Genomic DNA, 23,089 nt, shown 5'->3' on the forward strand with positions numbered 1-23,089 from the left:
AATACTGTCAAATCATCAATGCTTATTAACATTTGAACCTAAACCCAAACAAACAAATGTATGAATTTTTACATGACATTTAAGCATGGCCTAAAAAGCCGTGCCTATGCCAAAATATTATTAAAATTGAGGTTAACCTTTATCGTAGTAATCACTTTTATTTTGCAGGCCAAAGCCACGCTCAGCTTTGCCCAAATTACGCTTGATGAAAAGGCGGCTCCGCTGGAATTCGTACTCCAAAAAATCAAAAAGCAAACTGGTTACGATTTTTTCTACAGCTCAAACATGCTGAACCTGACCAGGCCGGTTACGCTTAAAGTTAAAAATGCACCAGTTGAAGAAGTGCTTCGCATTTGCTTCGAAAACCAACCGTTAACTTACACCATTGAGCAAAAAGCAATCGTGCTGCGCTTTGTTTCGCCAGAAATCCTGGCCAGAAGAACCGTAGTGGTTACCGGAAAAATCGTTGACGAAAGCGGCAAACCGCTTATCGGCGCCTCGGTCCGCGTCAAAGGCTCCAACCAGGCCGCTGTGGTAACCGACGAGAATGGCAATTTCAGGATTACCGCTCCTACAGAAGATGATGTTCTTTTGGTGAGCTTTGTGGGCTATAAACCACAGGAAGTAAAGCTGAAAGGCAAAAAAATGCCACTTAATATTTCGTTAGAAGTGACCGAAACCACCATGAAAGACGTGGTGATTACGGGGATGTTCGAAAGGAAAAAGGAATCTTTTACCGGAGCAGCCTCAACCTATACCGGCGAACAGCTTAAAGGCTTGAACAACCAAAACCTGATCCAAAGTTTGCGTACGGTTGATCCCGCCTTTATCCAGATAGAAAACAACGCCATGGGTTCGAGCCCGAACGTATTGCCGACCATCGAATTGCGTGGACAAACCAGCATATCGACCAATGCTTTGAGGGACCAGTTTTCGGCCGATCCTAACCAGCCATTGTTCATTTTAGACGGCTTTGAAACTTCATTGCGTACCATTATAGACCTGGATATGAACGTAGTGGCCTCGGTAACCGTACTTAAAGACGCTGCCTCGACCGCTATTTATGGTTCGAGAGCTGCCAATGGGGTAATTGTAGTGGAAACCAAAAAACCATTGCCAGGCAAGCTGCGTGTGAGCTATACTTCCGACTTAAGGGTAGAAATGCCCGACCTTTCTTCCTACAACATGATGAATGCCTCCGAAAAACTAACTTTCGAGCGTTTGGCTGGAAGATACAAAGACTATACCGGCGTAGTGTCGAGGCAGTTGCTTTTAGACGAAGTGTACAACAATCGTTTAAAGGAAGTATTGAGAGGAGTAGATACCTATTGGCTAAGCCAGCCCCTGCAAACCGGCTTTTCGCAACGCCATTCGGTAAGCGCTTCGGGTGGCGACAACATTATCCGTTACGATCTGGGCGCCAACATCCGCAAGAACAATGCAGCCATGAAGGGCGAAAAACGCGACGACTGGGGTGCCAACCTGAACCTGAGCTACCGTTCGGGCATTTTCAATGTGTCTAACCGCGTGTATGTATCTGGTGCCGAAGCTACTTTCTCGCCTTATGGCAGCTATTCGCAATGGGTGCAAACCAACCCTTATTACCGTTTGTTGCCGGCCAGCGAAAAATACCTGGAAGTGGTGATCTCGCCTACCGTTTATGCAACCGACCTGACCGACGGCAACGAGATGATCCCTAATCCGCTTTACAATGCCTCGCTGAGCAGCTTCAACACCAACTCGAATTTTAACATCACCAACAACTTTCAGGCCATAGCCGATTTGAACAAAAACCTAAGGTTGCAGCTCAACGCCCAGATTAACAAAGGCAATACAGAGGCTATCAAGTTTGTATCTCCCTTAAACACCGCGTTTGAAAACGAAACAGACCCTACTTTAAGAGGTTCTTACGATTATCAGAAAATAAGCGCTCTAGGCTACAATGTAAACCTTGGCCTAACCTATTCGAAAATATTTGCCGAAAAGCACTCGCTTACGGGCTATATGCGCGTAGAAGTGGCGCAAAACAACCAGAAACTGAACGGATATAGTGCCGTAGGCTTTCCTAATGCCAGCAATGGCAATCCATCTTTTGCGTATGGCTTTGCCAGTGGATCTACGCCAAATGCCTCCAATTCGCTGACCAGAAGGAATTCTTTTGTGACCTCTGTCAATTACTCCTACGACCAGCGCTATAACGTAGACCTGAGCTTTAACATGGATGGTTCAACGGCGTTTGGCTCTAACAAAAGGTATAAACCTTACTATGCAGGCGGCGTATCGTGGAATTTGCATAACGAAGCTTTCCTAAAGGATATCAAATGGATTAACTTCCTGAAGCTGAGAGCCAATATCGGCATTACCGGCAACCAAAACTTTGGTAATGTGAGCCAATCGGTGTACAACTATTATTCTACCATCAATAGCATCGGACAAGGGGTGTACTTGTCGGCCTTGGGCGCCCCAGACCTCGAATGGCAATCGACCCAGCAAATCAGCTTGGGCTTGGATGCCAATTTACTAGACAACAGGCTGAATCTGCAAGTAAATGCCTACCGCAAATACACCGATCCATTGGTGGTGGCCATTACCTTGCCTTCGTCTACCGGCCTCAACAATTATCCTTTTAATGCCGGAGCTTCTGTTAACAGAGGCTTGGAAGCTACAGTTAACTTCTCGCCTATTTTCCAGCCTGGAAAATTTGTATGGACCGTTGGGTTCACCGGAAGCATGCTGAAACAAAAATACAGCAAATTCGACAACAAGCTTTCATCCCTAAATACAGAGCTCAGACAAAGCAACTCGTTAACCAGGTACCGCGATGGCTATAGTGCCTACGATTTATGGGCTGTACCCTCGCTGGGTATCGATCCGGCAACCGGCCAGGAAGTATTTGTGAAACAAAACGGCCAATACACCTTCGACTACAATGCCAACGACAAGGTAGTTGTGGGCTCGTCGAGGCCTAAGGCAGAAGGCGTAATCAGCACTACCATTAAATACAAAGGCATTAGTTTCGGTGCGTTTGTAAGGTACATCTGGCACCGCGACCAGTTTAACAACGCCCTATACGAAAAGGTTGAAAACATCTCCTATACTTCATTGCGATACAATCAAGACAAGCGCGCATTATACCAACGTTGGAAAAACCCAGGCGACGTTGCCGAATTCAAGAACATATCGGCCACTTCAACTACCCCGATCTCGTCGAGGTTTATCCAGACCGAAAATTCGTTCAGTGGCGAATCCATCAATTTGGGCTACGAATTTAGAGGGCAAAAATGGTTAGACAAGGTAAATCTCTCTGCATTGACCTTGAATGCCTATTCCAACGACTTTTTCTACGCTTCGACGGTGAAACGTGAAAGAGGCATCGACTATCCATTTACCAGATCAGTTTCAATGAGCATAAGAGCCACTTTTAAATAATTTAAACCATGAAAAAGAAATTTATATATATCATCGCTGCACTGGCCATCATTGCTTTGGCAGGATGCAAAAAGTGGTTAGATGTAAAACCTGAAGACAAATTTGTGGAAGAGCAGCTCTATGCTACGCCACAAGGCTTTGAGGATGCCATGAACGGCTTCTACATCAAAAACGGATCAAGTGAAATGTACGGTTCCCGTTTAACCATGACCACGCTGGATGTATTGGCGCAGTATTACCTGGTAAGCTCTGGCCACAGCCAATATACCATGTCTACCTATAATTACGCTGATGCAAAATCACAAGCCATCATCGACGAAATCTGGTCGAACATGTATCTGAATATCCTCAATACGAACAAGTATTTTGAAAGCTTGGACAAGTATGGCCAGATCCTGAGCGACAAATCGATGAAAAGGCTTAAAGGCGAAGCTTATGGTTTGAGGGCATTTTATTATTTCGACCTGATGCGTATGTTTACCAAACCTTACACGGTTGATTCATTGAGCAAGGTCATGCCTTATTACGACAAGCCTACTTACAATATTTCCGAATTTCAGCCGACCAATTTCATCATGAAAAAGGTGCTCGAAGACCTATCTAAGGCCGAACAATTGTTGCTGGAAACCGATCCTGCGGTTACGCAAACCCAGGTAAGCAGGGTTACTTTTGCTTACGGCCGCAACACCAGAAACTATCAAATGAACTATTATGCGATAAAGGCCTTGCAAGCCAGGGTTAACCTTTGGAAAGGCGATAAAGTGGCTGCTTTGGCCGCGGCCAAATTCCTGATAGACAACCAGGCGAAATTTCCTTGGATCAAGCAAGCAGACCTTAATACCATTACAAGCAATAAAACATTTGCAACCGAAATGATTTATGGGGTAGAAAACCCTAAACTAAACGACGTTTTTCTGAACAATTTCTCGCCAAGCTTATTCGATTCGAATATTTTGGCACCTAATGCTTCCGGAACCTTCATCAATACCACTGTTTTTGAAGGAAACGCTACCGACTACCGAAACCAGTATATCTGGAAAGTTAACGGCAGGCCCTACCCTACCTTTTTCAAGTTCAATGACGATGGGAACGTTAATCCCGCCTATAATTTTTACAGGACCGTACCGCTGATCCGCATGAGCGAAATGTACCTGATTGCGGCCGAGTGCGAACCCGATCTGACAGTAGCCTCTGGCTATGTTAACCTGTTGCGCACCAACCGCAATTGTCCAACCATAACCATTGCCAATACCGCAGCCTTAAACACTGCGATCATGAAAGAATTTCGTAAGGAGGTTTGTGGCGAAGGACAGCTTTTCTTCTACTTCAAAAGAACGCAGGCGCTGAGCATTATTGCCGGGGGAACCAATACCAGTATGAGCATTAGCGCAGCCAATTATGTTTTTCCATTACCATTATCAGAAACCACACCTAGATAATAAAAAACGATGAAAAAGTTATTGTTTTATCTATGCGCCACGGCAACAGTTTTGCTGGGCGCATGCAAAAAAGACGGTTTAACCACTTACGATGACCAAACCAGCAAAAACAGCATCTATTTTCCAGATGCCAAAACGACCAATAATCAGATTTTCGTTTCCTTTGGCTATGCCAAAAGCAATGTAAAAGACTCTATCGTTAAAATCTTGGTGAGGCCAATTGGAGCCACGATGGATCACGACAGGCCTTATAACTTGAGCATTGCCGATAGCAGCACCATGAAGGCTGGTATAGATTACGAAATGGTGAGTCCGCATATCATCAAAGCTGGCCGAGTGGCCGACACGCTCAAAATAAAGCTCCTGAGGACAAATACCCTAAGAAGCGGTGCACTGTACCTGTATATGGACCTTAAGCCCAACGACAATTTCACCAACGACTATTTGAGCTATAACAGCACTACAAACGGGGTTACTACAACCAAGTATTATACCCGCATGGCCATCAAAGCCGATGATATTGCCGGTGCACCGCCGTTTTGGTTATCTGGCAGTTCTTATTACAGCTATACCGTTGGTTATTTGGGCGCTTTTAGTACCTTAAAATTCCAGCTGTTGGTAACCATGTACAACCTCAACGTAGAAGAACTGGTACAGCCAAACTGGTTTCTTAACAACGGCAACTACCGCCGTATAAGCGGCTGGGCCGATGGCTTGAAAGCTTATTTGAACAGAATGGCGAACGCAGGTACGCCAATTTACGAAGCCGATGGGATTACGCCGATGGCTATGGGACCAAATGCCAAATAGTTTCATGATTTAATATTTATCAAAATGACCAAAAAATATTTCAGATACGGCATGCTGCTATTGTTCTTAGCGGTAGGCCTATGCAGCTCGTGCCGAAAGGACCTGGGCAATTACGACTACAAAGAAGTAAACGAAGGTACCATTTCTAACATAGAAGCTACCTATTCGGCTTTAAGGGGCAGTCTTTTAACCATCAATCCTACATTGATTTTCACAAAGGATGATGGAAAAGATACCACCAAATACACTTATGCCTGGTACAGTATCGACGATAGTGCCTTGCCGGTTACCAAAAAAACAATAGCCACTACCCGCAACCTGAATTGGACGGTTACCTTGGCTTCGGTGAATACGCCTTATACCCTCATTTACGAAGTGAGGGAAGTAAGCTCGGGCATTATTTACCGCAAGTCGTGCAAGCTCACCGTAACCACCAATATCGCCGATGGCTGGCTGGTGCTTAACGACATCGACGGTTCGGCAAGGCTCGATTTTTTCAATTACCTTACCGCATCCAACGATTTCCAGGCCTATACCGATTTGTTGGCTACCCAGAGTACGCTCAAGTTGGTGGGTAAACCCAAATTGGTTTACTTTTATCAGCGCCGCGATCCGTTTTCGTCGGTTATTGCCCGATCTATCTTCATAGGAACAGACCAAAGCACTTTTGTAATCAATACCCAAAACAATACCTTTAGCAGCTTTGTCAACATTTCTACCATTACTTCTTCTTATTCGCCCCCACCTTATTACGCAGAAAAAGTAGTCTCGCAAGCTTCTTCTTACCTGGCCTACCTTTTAGACAGCAATGGGGAGTTGTACTTTGAAAATGCAACCGTAGGCTATGCCTTTGGCACAAGGGTGAACAAAACCAGTAATGGCATAAACTTTAAGATTTCGCCTTATTTTGCCGAAGCCTATAGAAATGGAATTACCTATGCCTTGATGTACGACACAGACAATAAGCGTTTTATGGAGCATAAAAGTTCCAACACCTCATCGTCGGTACCGGTTACCACTTCTACCTTGTTTACGCCGGGCAGCATGGGCATGGACCTGCTTTACATGGCTTCTACGCCTGCCATTTCCAACCAGACTTTCGCCCTTTTCAAAAACAGCGCCAACAAGATTTTCCTGGCCAGAATAGTATGCAATTCTACTACTTTCTCGCCACAGGCCTTTGATGAAATTACAACCGCACCCGAAATGAACAGCGCTACGCAATTTGCCATCGACCCTTCAGAAGGCTACGTGATGTATGCCGTGGGCTCTAAGATTTATCGCTACAACCCTTTTGACAAGAGCAACACCATGGTACTCGATTTGGGAAGCAGGAAAATAGCCTTGATCAAATATCAGAAAATGACCTATCAGCCTACCAATACCAGGTATGCCGAATACGCCAAAAAGCTGATTGTTTGTACTTACGATGCGGCCAGTCCGAATACTTCGGGCACCATGGACCTGTACAACGTACCTAGTTTAAACGGTGCAGTGAGCTTGTATAAGTCATTTACCGGCTTGGGTAAAATCATCGACGTTAGCTACCGCGAATAACTCATTACAACCTATAAATCAACATATCAACTCAAATCTGCTATTGTAAAATAGCTATTCAAATATTCTTCAACACATGAAAATCAACAAAATTTTAACTGCCATTTTATTAACCACACTCTCTTTAACCAGCCTTGCACAAAATCCCGTGCAAGTAAAAGGATTGCTCAAATCAAAACGCAACAGCGTCAAATTATTTAAGGTGAACAACGGCAAACTGGTCGAAATCGCCAATGTAGCCACCAACAAAACAGGCCAGTTTGGCTTGATGTTTTATCCTGAGTATGAAGGCGTTTACGTCATCGGCATGGGCAACGATTTATCGGGTGCCGATAACTACAACTTCTATTTCAAGGGTGGCGATCAGCTTGATGTAACCCTCAACGATTCGACCTATGTATTGAATGGCAAACTCAATTCAAAAGAAAACATGGTGATGGAGCAGTGGAAAAACCTCACCTATCCGCTATACAAAAAGTCGATCAACTTTATGCGTGCCGGCAACAGTACTTTCATGGATTACTTTCCGCAGCAGGAAGAAATAGTGGCCAAATCGAAAACATTCCTGGCCGGAAAAGCTACCGGAAATGCCAAATTCGACAAACAGATCAAAAACATCATGGAAATGGACCTGACCAACTTTGCCACCAATTTCCTCAATACACCTCGCTCTGCACATCCATCGGTAGAAGAATACAGTGCCTTTTACAGCACTTTAAAAGCACCTAAAATTGCACAAACCACCGATAAAGTGTATGATTACCCTTATGGCCAGCGGGTTTTGTCGTCCCTAATCAGCGTGAACATGCGCCAAGATGGCAAAGCCTACAAACCAGGCTTGGAGGGCATTGCGATCTTCAACTCCTATGTGCCTAACGATACTTTGAAAGGCGATATCGCACTCGATTTTATTGCAAGGTACAAAACCTACGACGAATACAGGGAAGCCATGAATGTATACGACAAATACATGTTGACCAAAAGCCAAAAAGAAAAAAGCCAGGCCTTAATGTCGCCCTTGCTGACTTATAAAGCCGGTACCGATGCCTTCCAATTCTCTTATCCAGACAAGGATGGCAAAACCGTTACCTTGGCCAGCTTAAAAAACAAGGTGGTATTGGTTGATGTGTGGGCAACCTGGTGCGGTCCGTGCAAAGCCGAAATCCCTTTCCTTAAATCATTAGAAAAGGACCTAGAAGGCAAACCTATCCAAATCATCAGCCTGTCTACCGACGATCCTAAGGACAAGGAAAAATGGTTGAAAATGATCAAGGACGAGAACCTAGGCGGCTTGCAGTTATTTGCTAATGGGCCAGGAAATGATTTTTCTAAATACTATAAAATCAATGCCATCCCGCGCTTTTTGGTATTCGATAAAAACGGAAAGATCGTAACAGTTGATTCACCACGTCCTTCAGATCCGAAACTAAAACAACTCTTATTGGCTGAAGCCGCAAAATAAAGGTTAGAGGTTGCTGATGGGTATTCGTATCCGTTGGCGCCTCTTTTCATTCCCCCCATTTGATCATATATCCATGAAAAGAATATATAGGGCTTCTTTTTGCCTGTTGTTTTGCCTGTTCAGCATCAGTGCCCTTGCCCAAAGCAAAGCTGATGCCCTGATAAAGCAGCTCAACCTGATGTTCAAGCATAAGAATGCCGATACGTTGCAAAGTTCGCTGAGTGCCGATTTCTCTATCGCCGCCTATACCATGCCCTACGCCCAAAAGCTATTGGAAACCATTGTGGCGCATTACCCTTGCGATTCGGTGCAGCTGCAAAGCGAAGGCAAACAAGACAAACTCATCAGGCTCAACGTCATTCCTTACAACAAGGGAAAAGCAGACAAGGCGCAGGTTTATATGGTAGATGAGCAATACAAGCTCTGTTACGCGGCTCCTTTCGATGCCTTGTATGGCATGAACCGCGATCAGGTTTCGAAACTTCGCGCCAAAATACCCTTCGAATTAGACAATGGCTCCATCATTTTAAGCATCAGGCTTAATAACCAGACAAAACCACTAAAAATGCTGTTCGATACCGGTGCGGATGGCATGGCCATTACCAAAGCCAAAGCCGATTCCTTGGGCATTAAGGCCAACAGGTCGCAAAATGCCTCGGTGGTTGGGGGCAACCTCCAAATTGTGGTTTCGGAAGGCAATACCGTGATGCTGGATACTTTTGTCTTTAAAAACCAAAGTATTGCGCTCTTCCCCGAAGTAAAAGGCAACTACGACGGCATTATAGGCAATGCCATGGCCAAAAGATACATCACCCACGTTGATTTTGACAAAAAAGAGCTTTCGCTTTACGATTTTGGCGATTACCAATACCGCGATAAAGGCATTTCGGTGCCTGTAACCCTACCCAATGGCCTATTCATCATTACCGGGGTACTGGGTGTAGGCAACGGCCCGCTAGCCGAAGGCAATTTTGTATTCGATACCGGAGCAGCCTATAGTCTGATCTGTTTCAGGCCTTTCGTAAAACAGCACAAGCTCTTGGTCAATGGCTTTAAATCGGAGTATCACGGCTCTACCACCAGTATGGGCATCACTACCCCTACCTATAGCGGCAGGGCAGCATCTTTTGCTTTCAGGAATATGCCCAAGCTCTTGAACTATCCCGTAACATTGATGGCTGGTGGCGGACAAAGCGAAAACTGGAACCCGGGGTTTGACGGCTCTATCGGTGTACGCACCATTAGCCGTTACAATTTTACCATTAACATGCAGGCCAAAGAAATCCACTTTGTGCCTAACAGCTCCATTAATCATCCCTATGATTTTGTTTTGGGCAACTACCTATTCGGTTTTGACAATGCCGGTGGCCTCAGCGTATTGGCCATCGTTAAGCCCACAGAAAATGCCACCTTGCAGGTTAAGCAACGTATTTATGCCATCAACGGCGTTTCGGCGAGTATTTTGTTGAACAATGCCAAGCAATTGGAAGCCTTGCTCGCACTTCAAGCTGGAAGCCCGATCAGTTTAAATATCAATGCTAGCGACCCCAAGCAGACGATCATCTTGAACAAATAGGCTAATCTTTAAGCTTAGGATTTTGCTTATCGGGATCTTGAGGTCTTGAGCGGTTGCCATGTCCATCGGTTTGTGTTGAACTGCCATAGCCTACCGGTCTGCTGCCAGAAAGATGCTCGTGCTCATGCGAGCGATTAAGTGCATCGGGTACTTGCTCTTCTGTTTTGGGCAATTTTTTCTTTGGCTTTTCCATCATTATAGGCCAACATGACTTGATGCATGTTGGCTTTTTACAAAGGAGCGAAAAGGCCAAAATGTTTTGTTTTTTTTATAAACAAGAAACAGGCTGTACCAATGCTTTAATTTGTGTGGCATCAATTTGGTTAAAATCGGCAACCGTAGCATCGGTTAAGGGCGCCAATTCGGCCTCGCTGTGCGTGGTGGTTACACCAATTACACGCATGCCCGCACTTTTGGCCGATTGGATGCCAGAAAAGGAATCTTCAAAAACCACGCAGTTACCCACATCAACGCCTAAACGAGCAGCAGTTTTGAGGTAAATTTCTGGGTGTGGTTTAGAATGGGTAACATGCGAAGCATTGGAAATGATATCGAAATAAGGCGTAACCCCCGCCATTTCGAGTACAACGGCCACATTTTCACTGGGCGACGAGGTGGCAATGGCAATTTTGATTCCGGCATCTAACAGCGATTCGACAAAGGTTTTAAAGCCCAATACAATCTGCCCTTCGCACTTGTATTTTTCCAAGATCCCTTCCCCAACTTTTTCGAGGTGCGTAGCCAACTGCTCTTCGCTTAAAGGTCCGCCAAACACCATGTTCAAAGTATCTTTTCCCATCCGCCCAAAAACATAATGGTTCAGTTGTTCTTCGTTTAAAACAATTTGGTGCGAGGCGAAAAAAGCTTGCCACGTAGCGGTTATTAAAGGATTGCTGTCTACAATTACGCCGTCCATATCAAAGATAACGGCAATTTCAGGTTGATTATTCATGTGTGTTTTTATTTTAAAATGCAATAATTTGCAATATTTACACACAAAAATAGCAAAATACAGCATTAAAATTGCAATAAATTTGCAATTATTTTTATTAATATTGCATGATTATGCAAAGTTTAAGCAAAGAGGAACGCCAACAATTGATACTGGAACAGGTTTCTGATGTCCGCAAGGTCGATATGAAATCGCTGAGCCAAAAACTTGCGGTTTCAACCGATACCATCAGAAGGGATATCAAGGAACTGGCCGATCAGGGTTTGCTGAAAGCTACGCGAGGCGGTGCCATTGCACACTCGCCTATCCCCATCCATTTCCGCGACCGCGAAAAATACGACGTAAGTGGCAAACAGCAAATTGCGCTAAAAGCACTTTCGCAACTTAAGGATGGCCAAGTGGTGCTGTTCGATGGCGGCACTTCTACGCTTGCCATTGCCATGAACCTGCCCAAGGAACTCCAGATTACGGTGGTAACCAATAGCTTTCCGGTAGCCAATGTACTGGAAGACCATCCCAATGTAGAAGTGATTTTTGCGGGCGGGCGCTTATCAAAATTCGGCTTCAACACCTCCGGACCCGAAACCATGCAGGCTTTTGAAAGCATCAGGGCTGATATCTGCTTTTTGTCCATCTATAGCATCCATGCCGAAGTAGGCATTACCACCCGACATTACGAAGACGCCCTGATGAAAAAAACAATGGTGGGCACTTCTAAACGGATTATTGGCTTAGCTACCTTAAACAAGATGAATACGGCAGAAGCTTTTTACATTTGTCCGGTTACCGATTTGGACATGCTTATTACCGATGCCACCGACAGACAAGAAGAGTTATTACTCAGTTTCAAGAAAAAAGGAATTGAAGTAATCTAATTATTGGCTGATTTTGATCAACCAACAGGCCTTAACGCTGGCGCAATTTCTTGTTATAAGCTTCTTGTAACTCAGCTAGTGTTTGGCCGTAGCCTTTCCTATCGATAAAGGCACTTGGGTTATAAGCATCGCCTGGTTTGTGCTTACTGTGCAGGTTAAATTGGCTCGCATGCGAAGAAAGCCAGATATCAAAAGTTAGCTTTTTGAGCGAATTTAAAGTGTAGGCGTAGTCTTTAGCAATACTTGGATAAGCTTTTACTTCCGAGAATTTTTTGTCGGTTACAATGCTTGGCATATTGGCGATTAGTACGCGATAGTTTTTCGCTTTATCCTTTACATTAAATAAAAAGCTACATGAGCCTTTGGTATGCCCCGGATGATGCAACATTGTAACTTGCATACCTCCCAGTTCAATTACATCGTTATTGTGCAGCAACCGATCGGCTTTAACCGGTGCAAAAGTCATTTTTCCATTGCCAAAAGCATAATCAGAACGGCCTCCGTCGGCCATTACCGCAGCATCTTTATCATCGATCATCATTTGAGCGCCTGTCATTTTCTTGATGGTCGCCATGGCTCCCAAATGGTCGAAATGGGCCTGTGTGGTCAACAAAATCTTAATATCGGCGAACTTAAAGCCCAACGCTTCTACATTGGCCTTGAGCTGACTAGCTGATGATGCCAATCCAGTATTGATCAAAATATGTCCTTTTGGTGTGGTAATCAGGTAGCAGGCCAAATCGTAGGTGCCTACATAATAGAGATTGCCTACGATCTGAAAAGGCTGATAAGGCTTAGCCCAGTCGGGGTCGCCACCAGTGGGCTCTTGTACTTGTTGAGCAGTTACAGAAAAACAGGCCAGCAACAAGACGATGGCCAATAAAGCGGTTTTGAAAGAGTTCTTGAACATATACGGAAATGATAACGAAGATAAGTCTTATTTAATATCAAACGAACTTAATTATCGCCATCTGCATCAATAAGACATCGTACTAGCCAAATACCGTGGCCTTAAATTCAAAATCGGTAATATGGCCTGTATCTTCCTCATGTTTAGCTCTTACCTGTTCCATTTCCTGCCAACTTACCCATCCGGTAAGCCTTTTATTGTCGTCGTAACAAATGGCCCTATAAATACAACCAGGCCTTGGATGATTATCAAATTGTCCCGTTATCTTTTTCAGCGTTTTTGCAACATAAAGATTTTGCTTGAGTTGCATCGGTTTTTTGCCAACGTTTGGTTGGCTTCTTTTCTTTGGTGCCATGGCTATTTGAATAATTTATTAAAAGGCAAGGTAACGCGCACCCCAAATTCGTTTCTGTCCCAGAACTTGTTGGTCGCATCCAAGCTGTTAAAGCTGTCCAGCGACACAAAATAAGCTTCCAGGTTCAACGTCGATTTTTCTTTCTTCTGATCTTTAAAAGAGAACATCATTCCCAACCCGGTATCTAAATAGCCTCGTTTATCCTTGGGCTTGTAAAACGACGGAAAGAAATGGAGCGCGATATTGCCACCGTTGAAAATATGGTAGAGGTTAGAAAAAACACTCAATTGCTGATAATCGGCTATTTTATCTGGCTCGGTATAGGCGGTGTATTTTTTTGTCGCTTTTCGGGTAACGTCGCCAGCGGTATTTTTATATACTGATTCCTGCGAAATTTCCTGGGTAGACAACAGGGAAAGGTTATTGTCTTTCATCCATTGCACACCTAAATTCGCCATCCATGCCTTTTTGGTCAGGTTGTCCTGATCATAAAAGTTTAGGGCAAACCCAAATTTATAGGTAGGCAGGTTCGGGTTTTGCAACTGGTCGGCAAATGGCTTTGTACTATCAAAGGTATAGTAATCTACCTTACCGGCTCCAGCCGTTAAAGTCACCCAAAAGAGCTTAAACTCGGCAAATTGATAGTCGTTTTGCAACTTGGCTCTTTTTTCGTTAGCTAAAGTACGCTGTTGCATGCGATATTTGATAATCAATCCCCTACTATTCGCCGATACTACGCCCAACGAATCGATTTGAAAATTAACCGTTTCTAGACTTTTTCTCATTTTGGGCAATTCGGCAATAATCTTTTGGCTTTCTACATAAGCTTTTTCTTTATTCTCGTAGGTTTCCGTAGCATTGTTGATGGTTTTGTCTAGGGCTTTTAATTGCAATTCTTTGGCCGTTACTTGCGCATTGGTGCGTGTGATCTGCTCTTGCAGGGCTGTTTGCCTTGTGGCTATTTTTGCTATTTCATTGGTATAGGCTTTTACGGCATTGCTTTCGGCTTCGGTGATGATATTCATATCCGCTGTGTACTTTGCATCGTTGGCTCCGAATTCAGCTGGATTATCTTTTCCAAACCTAAAATTGTATTCTACATTAATGCCCGCGCTGGTGTTGAGCTTGGTATTTTTAAAAACCGTGGCAAAATTGCCATCCACCAGACTTCCTTGTGCTGCAATAGACAGAAAGCTCATCCTTCCGCTTTTTGCAGCAATAGGCAATGTTCCTTTAAAAGAAAGCGAGGCATTTAAAGGGTCTAAACTGGCATAACTGCCAATGGTACCGCCATTGCCATCGGCCCCTACCAAGGTGCTGTAGGATCCATTAAGCGAGGCCTTCCATTTATCAGGGATAACCAGCTTTTTGTTTACGCTATCTTTATAATCTTGGGCATAAAGACTACAAGAAAAAAACAACAGGCCAAGAAAAACAACAATGGCACGAATAGGCACAACCTGGTTGTAATGAGCGAGATAAGACAAGGAAATCATCTTTTGAGCATTTAGATACTTAAAGCTAAGTATAAAAAAGAACATTTAGCTGATTGTAAAAAACAAGAACATTTGGAATTAGACAGTACGGAACGATATATTATTACGTACAATAAACTCTATAAACAATTACCTTCTCTTTAGCTAATTTGCGTACCATTAAGCATAGCCGACTGAAGCTGGCCAATCTTTTTAAGGTAATCGCTAAATCCATCAAATGCACTGATACGCGAAGTGCTAATGATTTCATAAACACCAGTTGCAGAGTGTAGGGTATACTGAGAATATAAGCAGATCGGAATTTTTCTGTTATTGCCGAATCGGCGATCCGGGCCTCCTTTTTTATTAACATACTTCCAGGTGTAGTCTACAATCCTTGCGTCACTGGCCACAATTCCGTCCTCGATAAATTGAGTTAAATTGTTTTCTATGTTAAGGTTTTTATAAAACACAGCTGCAAATTTATTTCCCCTTCTAACCAATAAACGCTCTGGCAGAAAGAATAACTGGGTGTTCCTTAACTTGATATAGGGGATTTGTACATTGGTCTTGAAATACCTAATCGGCATTTTGTGTGCAGAAACTTCGCCGATAGACACCCTATTGACGAGTCTTCCTGCACCAGCGTTTCGTTTCCAGTCGTAGTTTCGCTGCGCATGTAGATATTGCCATTTTCTTCTGGACGAATTAAAATCCGCAAAATTGGTTGTAAACGCCTTATAGATACTTGACATCTGATCATCCATTTCATAATTGAGCTCCATCCCAAATCTTCTTTTATCCTGCTTTGCCAGGAAAAAAAGAACTGGCAAAAAAACCAAAAACCCAGTGGCAAGCATCCAATTATAATAGGGATTAGTAGAATATGTTTCTGTTCTCGTAAGTCTTTCATCATTAACAACACTGCTCCTAGCCAATTTTTTGGAAACATAACCAACCGAATCGTGAAATTGGATTTTGAACCATTTTTTATTGGATTCAGCCAACAATGTAAATTCTTCACCATCTTTGGCGGTTCTCAGGACAGGCGAATTGGCATCAGGATTGGTGCGGATATTGGACCCTACATAAGAATCAATAATAGCCACCTTCCTTTCTCCACCCGGCTGAATAACGATCTCGCGCTCACGGAAAGAATTGGCAGACAATAAAATGAAGAAAGCAATCATGGGCACGATACCCAGCCAAGTAAACAAGGAGATTTTTGCAGCCTTTTCACTCAGCTCATCAATGAAAGCCTTGGAATCCACATCGGTTAATTGATCAATTGGTGCCGAGGTTATGGTATGAATCGTCGGATCGATTATTGGCAAGGGCTGACGATGGTTAGGTTGATACTGAGCTCTACCAATCTTTTTTCTGTAATAAATACCATTCGCTCCAATAGTCACATAGGTTCCTCTTGGACCTGAGGTGATCCTAGCGCCCTTGATGCCTGTTGAATAGCTGATGCCACTACCTGAAAAATTGACCCTTATGGACCCCAGTTTTATTGATTTTCTGAATATTAATCCCATTTGATGATATTTATGGGCTAACTTCGAAAATTATCGGTCAAACAAAATACGGTTTTCCGTAACTCAACGATGGCGTTTGTCAGCTAAGCAAGATAGAAAATTGGCTAAAAATGAAAAAACTCTCAAGATATCTTGAAAGTTCTTATTGGAACATCTATTTCCTTAACTGACGGCAGAACTGACGACAAAAACAAAAAACCGTCTTCACGCATACGTAAAGACGGTTTTGGGTGGAATACCGGGCTCGAACCGGCGACCTCCTGAACCACAATCAGGCGCTCTAACCAACTGAGCTAAAACCACCGTGTTTTTTCGAGCTACAAAAGTACTATTTTATTGCTTCCTGTCAAATATTTTTGAAAAATACTGCAAAATTTGATTTAAACAACTAATTGGCAACGAATTAAAGTATTAGTGCAGCTTTCGGTTGGCAGTTATCAGTTGGCGATTTTCAGTTAACAGTATTTGGTCAAAATACGTCAGAACTTTCAACCTTTCAACAACAAATCAGTTTTCAGTTAACAATTGGCAGTCAACAGCAATTAAACAATGACACCTCGAACTTTCCAACATTACAACTTTCCAACCTTTCAACAACAAATCAGTTTTCAGTTAACAATAGGCTAAACAATGACACCTCGAACTTTCCAACATTAGAACCTTTCAACATTACAACGCAACAGCAATTCAACAATCGAACAATCTCTTTCTAGCCTAGCTAAAATAAGCCTTCATCTCCTCATTAATCTCCTTACGCATATCGGCAAGCCTGATGGCATACTGATGCAGCTGCTTGTCTTCTTCGGTTTTGGGTACCCACTCGGGCACCGGCACCGTTTTGCCTTCATCGTCAATGGCCGCAAATACAATGATACAATGGGTAGCTTTGGTTTCGGCCTTGGTTTTTGGATTAATGGCATTGATATCGACACTAATGTGCATGCTGGTTCGACCTGTATAAATGATCCTGGCATTCACTTCTACAATTTCGCCGATCAGGATGGGATTAACAAAGCGAATACCGCCTACGTATACCGTTACGCAATAGCGGCTGCTCCAATTCACGGCACAGGTATAAGCGGCCTGGTCTATCCACTTCATTACGGCACCGCCATGCACCTTGCCACCAAAATTCACGTCGCCGGGCTCGGTTAAAAACCGAAAAGTAACTGCATTTTTCTCCATAATCTTTTATTTTGTTGCGTTTTACCAACATTTCAAAGGCTAAACTAACCGTAATTCCTATATTTGGGCACTTTGAACAGCACTAATTTAATGCAATTAAGCGGCATTGAAACTTAACTGGCTAAAAAATAAAGCTTACCAAACTGAATGATAGAAATTTACACAGACGGCGCTGCAAGTGGCAACCCAGGTCCGGGAGGTTACGGCGTAATCTTACGCTCGGGCACCCACTATAAAGAACTTAGTGGCGGTTTTAGGCTAACCACCAACAACCGTATGGAACTGCTGGCTGTTATTGTAGGTTTAAAAGCGCTGAAAAGTCCGGGGCAACAGGTCATGATTTTCTCCGACTCCAAATATGTAGTCGATTCGGTAGAAAAAGGCTGGGTTTTTGGCTGGGTAAAGAAAAGCTTTCAGGGCAAAAAGAACAAGGACCTTTGGATTCAGTACCTCGCCCTGCACAAACTTCATCAGGTTAAGTTTACCTGGATCAAAGGCCACAACGAACATCCCGAAAACGAGCGTTGCGACCGCTTGGCCGTAGCGGCCTCGCAAAACAAAAGTGCAATGGGCATCGACGCTTTTTTTGAAGCCGAGCGCAACAGCACTTCGCTACTTTAAAATTATTGATTAATTTCAACGGCAAATCTAACTCGCTCATATGTTTGCCTACTGGAACGACTATTACTATATAGCTGTTATTTTACAAGTCTTGGCTATTATCCATGCCCTTAAAACTGGCCGTGGAAACTGGCTCTATCTTTTGATATTCCTGCCAGGAATTGGCTTTGTCATCTACTTTGCCATGGAGCTGTTGCCCGAAATTACCAATGGCAACTTTTCTAAAGGCCTAAAAAAATACTTCTTTCCCAACCAAGAGGTTAACGAATGGCAAAGAAAAGTACAGATTGCCGATAGCATTACCAACAAACTCGGCCTCTCTAACGCCTATGCCAATCAGAAGCAATATGGCAAAGCGATCGAACTTTCCCAAAGTTGCCTGCAGGGCCATTACAGCGACGACCCGGCCATCCTGTTGCAACTGGCCAGACAGTATTTCTATAACGGACAATACAAAGAGAGCTTAACCTATTTTGATCAGCTTTACGCCAAAAACACAGCCAGAATAAGCATGGTGGAAGACGAATTGCTTTATGTACGCGCGCAGGAAGGCAATGGTGAAAACGAGTTGGCCGATAAAGGCTATCAACGTGTCATCCGCAACCATCATTCTTTGGAGGCACGCTATTATTATGGCCAGTTTTTAAAGAAACAGAGCCGAAAAGAAGATGCCCGAGAACAGTTTCAGGCGGTGAGAAGCGAAATCAGGCTCTTGCCTCGATACCTCCGCAAAAGAAACGCAGGCTGGCTGAGCAAATCGATCAGGGAACTCTTATCCCTAAAATAAGCCACAAAAAAGCCGTGCTCTGATTGAACACGGCTTTTTATTTTTTTGCGACTATTTTATAGAGACAGGAACCGAAATTTTGTCCCAATCCATAGAAAATCCTTTGCTGGTAATCTTGTATTCCAATCTTTCTTGGGTAGCACTCAAGGCTTTTGTTTTTACATCAACCCTTAACTGGTCTTGCGCTTCCTGATATTTAAAAGCACCCCACTGCTTGGCTTCTTTGTTAAAAATGGCCGTCCAGGTACCGCTTGCTTTCGGAATTAAAAAGAAACTATAGGTTCCGGCAGGCAGGGTTTTGCCCTCAACCTTGATGTCTTTATCGGTTTGGAAGGTGGTGGCTTCGTTTGCGCCCGCACGCCAAACCTTATCGTAGGCTTCTAGTCCGCCCCAAATTTTACGGCCCTTTACCGACGGGCTACTGTAGTTAATGGTGATGGTTGCATCTTTGATTTTGCCTGTTGCTGATGCCTTTGGGCTCGCCGGCTTGGTGTCTTGCGCCATAACGTTTGCCGAAATGAAAACCGCAAGAAGCACCGGAATTGATTTAAGGATTGATTTCATATTTTTTTCCAATAGTTTTAATAACGAATTTAACATTTAGAACCAGGAATTAATATAGCCTAAACTGGCTAATTTCACCTTTGTTAATCGATATCCCCTATTATGCCCAACTGCTCCAGTTTTGCTGCCGTATTTTGACCTTCCAGCGGCTTTACTGGCGAATGTTCGGCCATAAGCGCTTCGGCCATTTGCACCATTTTAGGCGATCCGATAAAAATAGCCGTACGTTGGTGCAATTCGGTCGGTTCGATATCGAGGATTCGGTTCAATCCGTCAGAAGCTACGCCCCCAGCCTGCTCAATAATAAAGGCCATCGGATTGCACTCGTACAACAGCCGTAACTTGCCATTTGGCGAGGCCGCCGTAGTGGGATAGATATAAATACCACCCTTGATCAAGTTACGGTGAATATCGGCAACCATAGAACCAATATAGCGTGAGGTATATGGCCTGCGTGTAGCCAAGTCTTCTACCTGCGCATATTTCAAATATTTTTTAACGCCATCGGGAAAATGTACGTAGTTGCCCTCGTTAATTGAATAAATCACGCCATCTTTCGGAATTTTCATGTTCGGATGCGACAAGCAGAACTCGCCGATGGATGGATCTAAAGTAAAGCCATTAACGCCTTTGCCCGTGGTATACACCATCATGGTAGATGAACCATAGATAACATAACCTGCAGCCACCTGCTCGGTTCCCTTTTGCAATACGTCGCTGATGGTGGCATCGCCTTCTACCGATTTCCGGCGATATACCGAAAAAATCGTCCCTACAGCCACATTACAATCGATGTTTGAAGAACCATCCAAAGGATCGATACAGATAATGTATTTGGCATTTTTAGAAACCGGCGAATCGATGGGCACAAAGTCGTCTTCCTCTTCTGTAGCCACAATACAGCACTCGCCTCCGCTAGTTAAAGCCGAAATAAATTGCTCATTGGCATACACATCCAACTTTTTTTGACCTTCGCCCTGGATGTTCATCGTACCTGCATCGCCCAGGATATCTACCAGACCGGCTTTGTTCACTTCACGGTTCACGATTTTAGCCGCAATGCCGATATCTCTCAACAACCTCGAAAGTTCACCCTTGGCGTAAGGAAAATCAGCCTGTTTTTCAATTATAAATTGACCTAATGTTTTTATACCGGACATATTTAGCTTAGTGTATATTTTACGTTATCTAACTCCTAATTCTATGGCCTCTAAGGTATGGATTTTTTCTGCCGAAATACAAAAACGAATCAAAGTTCTCACCTTATGCCAACCATGTTTTCCGGCCGCACCAGGATTTATATGCAAACATTTGATTTTCTCATCATAGATAACTTTTAAAATATGTGAATGCCCAGTAATGAAAAGCATCGGAGGCTTAGTGTAAATCTCAGGCTTCACGAAAGACGAATACCGGCCTGGATAGCCACCAATATGGGTCATCCAAACGTCCACGTCTTCACATTTAAAACGCAAGTGCTCTGGGAATTCGTTCCTGATGGCTTTATCGTCGATATTGCCGTATACCCCGCGTAGGGGCTTAAAAGCGGCCAAAGCCTCAGCCACATCCGGACCAAAATCGCCGGCATGCCAAATCTCGTCGCAATCGGCAAAATACTTGAATACGGCTTCGTCTAGATAGCCATGGGTATCAGAAAGCAGACCTATTTTCTTCATCTCACGAAGTTAAGGAAAGTAATGCTATACCTCTGCTTTTTTCGCCACCTTAGGCACCTAAGTATTTCAGGGATTTTGTGTTAACCATACAAGGCACATAAGATTGTTCCATCAGAATGGAAACGGAGTTTTTTTTCAATGCCTCAGACACTCGCCTATCGCTTTTTAAATTTCTTCACCACCTTAGACACCTGAGCATCTTGGCCATTTTATGTTAACCATATAAGGCATATCAAATTCTTTCGTCAGAATGGAAATAGAGATTTCTTCAACGCTGTATGCACTTAAAGAATATTACACCTTACCACAGCCTATCGTTTTTAATATTTTTATTTCACCGCCTCAGGCACCTGAGCATCTTGGCCATTTTACGTTAGCCATATAAGGCACGTGAAATTCTTTCGTCAGAATGGAAATAGAGATTTCTTCAACGCTGTATGCACTTAAAGAATATTACATCTTACCACAGCCTATCTTTTTTAATATTTTTATTTCACCACCTCAGACACCTAAGCACCTTGGTCATTTTACGTTAGCCATATAAGGCATGTGAAATTCTTTCGTCAGAATGGAAACGGAGACTTCTTCAACGCTGTATGCACTTAAAGAATATACACCTTACCACGGCCTATCTTTTTTAATATTTTTATTTCACCACCTTAGGCACCTGAGCATATTAGGCACTTCAGTTAACCACATAAAGCATACATAAGCACATGGTTTTATTTTTATAACTTCTTAATTAACCCACCTTAGCCTTTCTTAGGCGTCTTAGGCGGTAAAAACAAAACATCAATACGCCAAAAAGAAATCCTTCAACAAGGCCTGATAAGCTTGGGTATACACTTTTTCGGACTCGTAAATATAGAAATGCTCGCTCGCCGCTTCTCCTCCAGCCCTGCTTAAACACACAATACGCCTAAACTCGGGCTTGCGCTCATCAGAATGCAAATGGATTTGTTTGGCTAGGCTTAAGCCATGATTTTTTCCCTTTTCTACCAATAGTTGCGCTTGTTTAACAGGCAGGATAAACCAAAACAGTCCTTTTTCGCTTAACAAAGAGGCCACTTTGGCTAGCAGTTGATCAAAAAAAACTTCATCGGTATGGCGTGCCAAACCTTTCTTTTCAGTCGCGTTTTTCAGGTCGTTCACAAAATATGGGGGATTAGAAACAATGAGATCAAACTGTTCAGCGCTGTCAAATTGCTCAATGGCCACCGCACTAACCCGAAGCCGATCTTTAAAAACCGAATTTTCGAAGTTCCGTTGTGCGGTACCAGCTGCCACTTCGTCTATTTCTACGGCATGTACCTCAGCCTGACCAAACCGCTGGGCCAACATCAGGGCAATCACACCAGTTCCCGTCCCAATATCCAAAATACGTTTGGGTGTTTCACTTTGGGATAACACAGCTAGTAGCACGCCATCGGTATTGATTTTCATGGCGCAACCACTTTGGTCTACTTCGAACTGCTTGAACCTAAACACACTCATTTTTCATAAAGTTCTAAGGGCAAACCATCTGGATCGGCAAAAAAGGTAAATTTCCTGCCGGTAAACTCATCAATCCTTATCGGCTCGGTTACAATCCCCTTAGCATTTAGTTCAGCAGCTGTTTTTTGCACATCGTCTACCTCAAAAGCCAAATGCCTCAAACCCGCCGCTTCTGGTCGCGAAGGCCGGACAGGCGGATTTTCAAACGAAAAAAGCTCCAGCTGATAAATTCCGTTTACAGCCAAGTCCAACTTGTACGATTTTCTTTCTTCGCGGTAAACTTCGGCCAATACTTCAAAGCCCAGCTGGTTCACGTAAAAGTATTTAGAACGTTCGTAATCTGTACAAATAATGGCAATATGATGGATGCGGTTAAACATGTCT

The 23,089-nt window shown here is 43.5% G+C and carries 21 protein-coding genes and 1 tRNA gene; 9 read left to right on the plus strand and 13 right to left on the minus strand.

Going from position 1 to position 23,089, the window contains the following annotated elements:
• Positions 1-60 precede the first annotated feature (60 nt).
• From VRU48_RS06150 to VRU48_RS06175, 6 genes are all read left to right on the plus strand, one after another.
• The gene (locus VRU48_RS06150) at positions 61-3,429 is read left to right on the plus strand and encodes a SusC/RagA family TonB-linked outer membrane protein (protein WP_330107043.1); all 3,369 of its coding nucleotides are present in this window, start codon (positions 61-63) and stop codon (positions 3,427-3,429) included.
• Positions 3,430-3,437: 8 nt separating this feature from the next.
• A complete protein-coding gene (locus VRU48_RS06155) occupies positions 3,438-4,868 on the plus strand; it encodes a RagB/SusD family nutrient uptake outer membrane protein (protein ID WP_330107044.1) in 1,431 nt (476 codons plus the stop codon).
• 9 nt (positions 4,869-4,877) lie between these two features.
• Positions 4,878-5,678, plus strand: a complete 801-nt coding sequence (locus VRU48_RS06160) for a DUF4843 domain-containing protein (protein ID WP_330107045.1) — start codon at positions 4,878-4,880, stop codon at positions 5,676-5,678.
• A gap of 24 nt (positions 5,679-5,702) precedes the next feature.
• Entirely contained in the window at positions 5,703-7,235 is a 1,533-nt protein-coding gene (locus tag VRU48_RS06165; protein WP_330107046.1) for a PKD-like family lipoprotein, read from the plus strand.
• A 76-nt stretch (positions 7,236-7,311) separates the two neighbouring features.
• The gene (locus VRU48_RS06170; protein WP_330107047.1) at positions 7,312-8,697 is read left to right on the plus strand and encodes a TlpA family protein disulfide reductase; all 1,386 of its coding nucleotides are present in this window, start codon (positions 7,312-7,314) and stop codon (positions 8,695-8,697) included.
• A 73-nt stretch (positions 8,698-8,770) separates the two neighbouring features.
• Complete coding sequence (locus VRU48_RS06175) at positions 8,771-10,273, plus strand: retropepsin-like aspartic protease (RefSeq protein ID WP_330107048.1); 1,503 nt, start codon at positions 8,771-8,773, stop codon at positions 10,271-10,273.
• Between the two features lies 1 nt (position 10,274).
• On the opposite strand, the gene VRU48_RS06180 is transcribed toward VRU48_RS06175, so the two are convergent.
• Positions 10,275-10,469: a hypothetical protein gene (locus tag VRU48_RS06180; protein ID WP_330107049.1), complete on the minus strand. Its 195-nt coding sequence runs from the start codon at positions 10,467-10,469 to the stop codon at positions 10,275-10,277.
• Between the two features lie 72 nt (positions 10,470-10,541).
• Positions 10,542-11,225 carry an HAD family hydrolase gene (locus VRU48_RS06185; protein ID WP_330107050.1) on the minus strand — a complete coding sequence of 228 codons (684 nt, stop codon included), beginning with the start codon at positions 11,223-11,225 and terminating at the stop codon, positions 10,542-10,544.
• Positions 11,226-11,338: 113 nt separating this feature from the next.
• Here VRU48_RS06185 and VRU48_RS06190 point away from each other — a divergent pair, with 113 nt between their 5' ends.
• A complete protein-coding gene (locus VRU48_RS06190) occupies positions 11,339-12,100 on the plus strand; it encodes a DeoR/GlpR family DNA-binding transcription regulator (RefSeq protein WP_330107051.1) in 762 nt (253 codons plus the stop codon).
• 31 nt (positions 12,101-12,131) lie between these two features.
• Here VRU48_RS06190 and bla read toward each other — a convergent pair whose 3' ends face one another.
• The 6 genes from bla to VRU48_RS06220 all read right to left on the minus strand — a co-directional run bounded on the left by bla (position 12,132) and on the right by VRU48_RS06220 (position 17,563).
• On the minus strand, positions 12,132-13,010 hold the full coding sequence (gene bla, locus VRU48_RS06195; RefSeq protein ID WP_330107052.1) for a subclass B3 metallo-beta-lactamase: 879 nt from the start codon (positions 13,008-13,010) through the stop codon (positions 12,132-12,134).
• Positions 13,011-13,092: 82 nt separating this feature from the next.
• On the minus strand, positions 13,093-13,365 hold the full coding sequence (locus VRU48_RS06200) for a hypothetical protein (protein WP_330107053.1): 273 nt from the start codon (positions 13,363-13,365) through the stop codon (positions 13,093-13,095).
• Positions 13,366-13,367: 2 nt separating this feature from the next.
• Complete coding sequence (locus VRU48_RS06205; RefSeq protein ID WP_330107054.1) at positions 13,368-14,861, minus strand: hypothetical protein; 1,494 nt, start codon at positions 14,859-14,861, stop codon at positions 13,368-13,370.
• A gap of 140 nt (positions 14,862-15,001) precedes the next feature.
• Complete coding sequence (locus tag VRU48_RS06210; protein WP_330107055.1) at positions 15,002-16,378, minus strand: DUF4236 domain-containing protein; 1,377 nt, start codon at positions 16,376-16,378, stop codon at positions 15,002-15,004.
• A 228-nt stretch (positions 16,379-16,606) separates the two neighbouring features.
• Positions 16,607-16,682: transfer RNA gene (locus tag VRU48_RS06215), tRNA-His, on the minus strand.
• Positions 16,683-17,092: 410 nt separating this feature from the next.
• Complete coding sequence (locus tag VRU48_RS06220) at positions 17,093-17,563, minus strand: acyl-CoA thioesterase (RefSeq protein WP_330107056.1); 471 nt, start codon at positions 17,561-17,563, stop codon at positions 17,093-17,095.
• Positions 17,564-17,710: 147 nt separating this feature from the next.
• Here VRU48_RS06220 and rnhA point away from each other — a divergent pair, with 147 nt between their 5' ends.
• A complete protein-coding gene (gene rnhA / locus VRU48_RS06225; protein ID WP_330107057.1) occupies positions 17,711-18,184 on the plus strand; it encodes a ribonuclease HI in 474 nt (157 codons plus the stop codon).
• Positions 18,185-18,224: 40 nt separating this feature from the next.
• Positions 18,225-18,971, plus strand: a complete 747-nt coding sequence (locus VRU48_RS06230) for a hypothetical protein (RefSeq protein WP_330107058.1) — start codon at positions 18,225-18,227, stop codon at positions 18,969-18,971.
• A gap of 51 nt (positions 18,972-19,022) precedes the next feature.
• Here VRU48_RS06230 and VRU48_RS06235 read toward each other — a convergent pair whose 3' ends face one another.
• The 5 genes from VRU48_RS06235 to gloA2 form a co-directional block, all read right to left on the minus strand.
• The gene (locus VRU48_RS06235) at positions 19,023-19,535 is read right to left on the minus strand and encodes a DUF2911 domain-containing protein (RefSeq protein WP_330107059.1); all 513 of its coding nucleotides are present in this window, start codon (positions 19,533-19,535) and stop codon (positions 19,023-19,025) included.
• An 83-nt stretch (positions 19,536-19,618) separates the two neighbouring features.
• A complete protein-coding gene (fbp, locus tag VRU48_RS06240) occupies positions 19,619-20,695 on the minus strand; it encodes a class 1 fructose-bisphosphatase (protein WP_330107060.1) in 1,077 nt (358 codons plus the stop codon).
• A 24-nt stretch (positions 20,696-20,719) separates the two neighbouring features.
• The gene (locus VRU48_RS06245) at positions 20,720-21,211 is read right to left on the minus strand and encodes a metallophosphoesterase family protein (RefSeq protein WP_330107061.1); all 492 of its coding nucleotides are present in this window, start codon (positions 21,209-21,211) and stop codon (positions 20,720-20,722) included.
• A 792-nt stretch (positions 21,212-22,003) separates the two neighbouring features.
• Positions 22,004-22,705: a tRNA1(Val) (adenine(37)-N6)-methyltransferase gene (locus tag VRU48_RS06250; protein ID WP_330107062.1), complete on the minus strand. Its 702-nt coding sequence runs from the start codon at positions 22,703-22,705 to the stop codon at positions 22,004-22,006.
• Complete coding sequence (gloA2, locus tag VRU48_RS06255; RefSeq protein WP_330107063.1) at positions 22,702-23,085, minus strand: SMU1112c/YaeR family gloxylase I-like metalloprotein; 384 nt, start codon at positions 23,083-23,085, stop codon at positions 22,702-22,704. Before gloA2 ends, VRU48_RS06250 begins: the two co-directional genes overlap by 4 nt.
• Positions 23,086-23,089: the final 4 nt, after the last annotated feature.

This window comes from Pedobacter albus, assembly GCF_036324255.1.
Taxonomy (GTDB): Bacteria; Bacteroidota; Bacteroidia; order Sphingobacteriales; family Sphingobacteriaceae; genus Pedobacter; species Pedobacter albus.